Genomic DNA, 4,666 nt, shown 5'->3' on the forward strand with positions numbered 1-4,666 from the left:
AGGGGATTATCAGCAGCGTATCTGGACCCGCAGCATCGTTGGCTGGCCTGGCGTGAATCATCTCCACGACGACGATTTTTCTGCGGTCATCGCTCAGGCGCAACAGATGCCGGGTTTTCCCACCAGCGATATTCCCCTCACCATTACCACCGGCTTTGGCCGCCAGGTGCTGCTTGATGCCGCCGACAGCGTGATTGACCTGGTGAAGCAACAACAGCTCAGGCACATTTTCCTGGTGGGCGGCTGTGATGGCAATCGCGTTCAGCGCAGCTATTTTACCGATCTGGCCACCGCCATTCCTGATGACTGCCTGATTCTGACGCTGGGCTGCGGGAAATATCGTTTTAACAAGCTGAATTTTGGCTCGCTGGGCGGCCTTCCTCGTCTGCTGGATGTAGGGCAGTGCAACGACAGCTATGCGGCTATCGTATTGGCGGTCAGGCTGGCGGAAAAATTAAACTGCGACATTAACGAGCTGCCTTTATCACTGGTGCTCTCCTGGTTCGAGCAAAAAGCCATTGTTGTGCTGCTGACGCTTCTGTCGCTCGGGGTGAAAAATATTTACACCGGCCCCACGGCGCCGGGCTTTTTGACGGAAAACCTTCAGGCACTACTGAAAAAAGAGTTTGGTCTGCGCCCGATAACTACGGTTTCCGCAGATTTGGCAACGGCGCTCGATTAATGCTGCGCCATCCTGTTTGCACCCTGGGATTGCGCCGCATATTGCCCTACCCTTTGCTCAGCCTCGACTATGCTTTTTGCTGAAGATCCTGCTTGCGGGACATTAATTGATAAAAGCTTTAAAGGAGCTGAGATGAAGCAAACGCTAGCCGCACTGGTGGCGAAAACACTTGAAAACGCCGGCGTGAAACGCATTTGGGGCGTAACCGGGGATTCACTTAACGGGCTGAGCGACAGCCTGAACCGCATGGGCACCATTGAATGGATGCCGACCCGCCATGAGGAAGTAGCCGCTTTCGCTGCGGGCGCTGAGGCACAAATCAGCGGCCAGCTTGCCGTTTGCGCCGGGTCGTGCGGACCGGGCAACCTGCATTTGATCAACGGTCTGTATGATTGCCATCGCAACAACGTGCCGGTACTGGCCATTGCTGCCCACATTCCTTCCAGCGAGATCGGCAGCGGTTATTTTCAGGAAACGCATCCGCAGGAACTGTTTAAAGAGTGCAGCCATTACTGTGAGCTGGTTTCCAACCCCGAGCAGCTACAGCAGGTGCTGGGCATTGCGATGCGTAAAGCCATTATCAACCGTGGCGTTTCGGTCGTGGTTATTCCTGGCGATGTGGCGCTACAACCCGCACCAGAAGGCGCTCGTGCTGAATGGTATCCACCGCAGTTCCCTATCGTTCAGCCTCCCGCCACTGAACTGGATAAGCTGGCTCAGCTCCTTAACGAGTCAAAAAATATTACGCTGATGTGCGGCTACGGCTGCGCGGGCGCGCATACGGAAGTGGTGCAGCTGGCGGAAACGCTGAAGGCGCCTGTCGTTCATGCGCTGCGCGGTAAGGAGTATATTGAATACGATAACCCCTACGACGTCGGTATGACCGGCCTGATTGGTTTTTCATCCGGCTATCACGCCATGATGAATGCCGATACGGTGATCCTGCTAGGGACCAGATTCCCTTACCGCGCGTTTTACCCTGAAAAAGCGAAAATTATTCAGATTGATATCGATCCGGGCAGCATTGGTTCTCACTGCCATGTCGATATGGCTCTGGTTGGTGATGTCCGGGCCGCCCTTTGCGCTCTGTTGCCCCGTCTGGAGGTAAAACAGGATCGCGCGTTCCTTGATAAAGCCCTGAAGCATTATCAGGAAGCGAGAAAAAGCCTGGACGATCTGGCAACCGCCAATGACAAACAGGCGATCCATCCGCAATATCTGGCACAGCAGCTTAGTGCCCTGGCCAGCGAGGACGCTATTTTTACCTGTGACGTCGGTACGCCTACCGTCTGGGCCGCGCGGTATCTGAAAATGAACGGTAAGCGCCGTTTATTGGGATCGTTCAACCATGGCTCCATGGCCAATGCCATGCCGCAGGCGCTGGGTGCACAGTCAATCGACAGGCAGCGCCAGGTCATCGCCATGTGCGGAGACGGTGGCTTCTCTATGCTAATGGGCGATTTCCTGTCGGTTGCGCAGCTCAAGCTTCCGGTAAAGCTGGTGGTGTTTAATAACAGCTCACTGGGCTTTGTGGCGATGGAAATGCAGTCTGGCGGCTATTTAACCGACGGCACCGAGCTGCAAAATCCGGCTTTTGCCGATATCGCTAAGGCCTGCGGCGTAAAAGGCATTCGCGTGGAGCGCGCCTCCGAACTGACCAGCGCTATTGAAGAGATGCTGGCGCATGACGGTCCGGTATTGCTGGATGTGGTCACCGCCAGCGAAGAGCTGGTGATGCCGCCGCAGATTAAAATGGAGCAGGCGAAAGGCTTCAGCCTCTACATGCTGCGCGCCTTGATCAACGGACGCGGCGACGAGGTGGTTGAACTGGCGAAAACCAACTGGCTGCGGTAAAACATTGGTCTGTCTGACGGACGCTGCGGCGTCCGTTTTACTCTTTAAGGAGCGCAACAGTGATTGACTTACGCAGTGATACGGTTACCCGTCCTTCCGCCGCGATGTTATCCGCCATGATGGCTGCCGAAACCGGCGACGACGTCTATGGGGACGATCCCACGGTTAATGCGCTGGAGGCCAAAGCGGCCGCGCTCAGCGAGAAAGAAGCCGCACTTTTTCTGCCGACGGGCACCCAGGCTAACCTGGTGGCGCTGCTCTGCCACTGTCAGCGTGGCGAAGAGTACATCGTCGGCCAGCTGGCCCATAACTACAAATATGAGGCTGGCGGCGCGGCGGTACTTGGCAGCATTCAGCCGCAGCCAGTGCTGGCGGCAAAAGACGGTACGCTGCCGCTGGATGTGGTCGAACAATTTATCAAGCCGGATGATTTCCATTTCGCGATAACCCGCTTGTTGAGTCTGGAAAATACCCATAACGGTAAAGTGCTGCCGATCAACTATTTGCAGGAAGCCTGGGAATTTACACGTCGGCACAAGCTGGCGCTGCATGTGGACGGCGCACGCATTTTCAACGCCGCCGTGGCGCTGGGCGTCACGCTAAGGGATCTCACGCAATATTGCGATACCCTGACTATCTGTCTGTCAAAAGGCCTGGGCACGCCGGTTGGCTCGCTGCTGTGCGGCAGCAAAGCCTATATCGAGCGTGCAAAGCGCTGGCGCAAAATGACCGGCGGCGCCATGCGACAGTCGGGCATTCTGGCCGCGGCCGGCCTTTATGCTCTGGAACATAACGTCACCCGACTTCAGGACGATCACGACAACGCCGCCTGGCTGGCTGCACAACTGAAGGCCGCTGGAGTGCAGGTTTCCAGCCAGAATACCAATATGGTTTTTGTCCGCCTGCCGGCGCATCAGGCCGTACCGCTCAGGGACTGGATGCGCGAAAAGGGTATCGTGCTGCACACGGGTGCCGTAACGCGTTTGGTCACGCATCTGGATGTGGATCGTCCGGCGCTGGAAAAAGTGGTCGCGGAATGGAAAGCGTTCCTGGCCAGCCAGCCGGACTAGTCCCTGTACTTTTCTAACAGCGCCCTGGCAATCGCTTCGCTTTCCGCATCTGCCCTGCCTGAATAATCCGTGGGTCGGAAATGCATCTGGAAAGCGGCAATCACCCGCTGTTGCTGCTTAGCCGACTCATTCGGCGTCACTTCATAGCCGTAACGCGCCAGCAGCGACAGCAAATACCCGCTGTCCGTCTGCTGACCCGGCGCCCTTCCCGCCAGGTAATAACGCACGCGAGCGTCGTCCGGCCAGGCACCTATGCCCTGCTGATACAGCCATTGCCACGGAAATAACGGGCCAGGATCCTGCTTGCGCTGAGGTGCGATATCGCTGTGTCCGACAATGTCCTGCGGCCTGATGCCATAGCGTCGGGTAATATCTCTCGCCAGCGGCATTAGCGCCGCCATCTGTTCACGAGTAAAAGGATACCAGGCTCGCCCCTGTAACGTGCGGCGATAGCCCGGGTTTTCCAGCTCGATGCCAAGTGATGTGTCGTTGATGCGCGTCGCGCCTCGCCAGAAACTAATGCCCGCATGCCAGGCCAGCTCGGACTCAGGCACAAGCCGCAGCACTACGGGCTGTTTTCCGTACCGGGGCGGTCGGGCAGAGATAAGGTAATGCGTACTGACTTCCCGGTCGGTCAGCGTAGCCAGCGACCGGGGGAAATCTTCCGCGGTATAGTGGATAACCAGCACTTTAATACGCGGGCGCGCCCCATAGGCAACATGGCGCGTATCCACTACGTAGCCAGCCTGTTTTTCCAGGCCGGAGGAACAGGCGCTCAGAACCATTGCCGCCGCCAGAGTCGTCAGCAGGCGCTTCAACGGCGTGTTTTCACCGCGGTGCCGCTGACGCTGACCATCAGCATGCTGCTGTCTTTGCCGACGGTTTCATAGTCAATATCAATACCGACTACGGCGTCCGCGCCCAGTGCTTTCGCCTGCTCTTCCAGTTCGGCAAAAGCTATCTGACGCGCCTTGCGCAATTCTTTTTCGTACGCGCCGGAGCGGCCACCAACGATATCGCGAATGCCGGCAAAAAAATCACGGAAGATATTCGCCCCCAA

The 4,666-nt window shown here is 57.1% G+C and carries 4 protein-coding genes and 1 pseudogene; 3 read left to right on the forward strand and 2 right to left on the reverse strand.

Annotated elements, in window-relative coordinates; translation table 11 throughout:
• The 3 genes and pseudogenes from RTK32_RS10145 to ltaE form a co-directional block, all read left to right on the forward strand.
• Window positions 1-682 (forward strand): annotated as a pseudogene (locus RTK32_RS10145) (hydroxylamine reductase); the annotation flags it as partial.
• A gap of 132 nt (window positions 683-814) precedes the next feature.
• Window positions 815-2,536, forward strand: a complete 1,722-nt coding sequence (gene poxB / locus RTK32_RS10150; RefSeq protein WP_312043571.1) for a ubiquinone-dependent pyruvate dehydrogenase — start codon at window positions 815-817, stop codon at window positions 2,534-2,536.
• 59 nt (window positions 2,537-2,595) lie between these two features.
• Window positions 2,596-3,606, forward strand: coding sequence for a low-specificity L-threonine aldolase (gene ltaE, locus RTK32_RS10155; protein WP_312043573.1), 1,011 nt, complete (start codon window positions 2,596-2,598; stop codon window positions 3,604-3,606).
• Here the strand turns inward: ltaE and RTK32_RS10160 are convergent.
• Window positions 3,603-4,391, reverse strand: a complete 789-nt coding sequence (locus RTK32_RS10160; RefSeq protein ID WP_312043581.1) for an N-acetylmuramoyl-L-alanine amidase — start codon at window positions 4,389-4,391, stop codon at window positions 3,603-3,605. The genes ltaE and RTK32_RS10160 overlap by 4 nt on opposite strands.
• Window positions 4,392-4,420: 29 nt before the next feature.
• Window positions 4,421-4,666: heavy metal-binding domain-containing protein (locus RTK32_RS10165; RefSeq protein WP_312043575.1), on the reverse strand; the 246-nt coding region annotated here is incomplete at its 5' end.

The organism is Erwinia sp., from assembly GCF_031978025.1.
Classification (GTDB): domain Bacteria; phylum Pseudomonadota; class Gammaproteobacteria; order Enterobacterales; family Enterobacteriaceae; genus Erwinia.

Excerpts from the sequence above, each read along its gene's own strand:
- poxB (WP_312043571.1), top strand. The coding sequence starts at position 815 with ATGAAGCAAACGCTAGCCGCACTGGTGGCGAAAACACTTGAAAACGCC.
- RTK32_RS10160 (WP_312043581.1), bottom strand. The coding sequence starts at position 4,391 with ATGGTTCTGAGCGCCTGTTCCTCCGGCCTGGAAAAACAGGCTGGCTAC.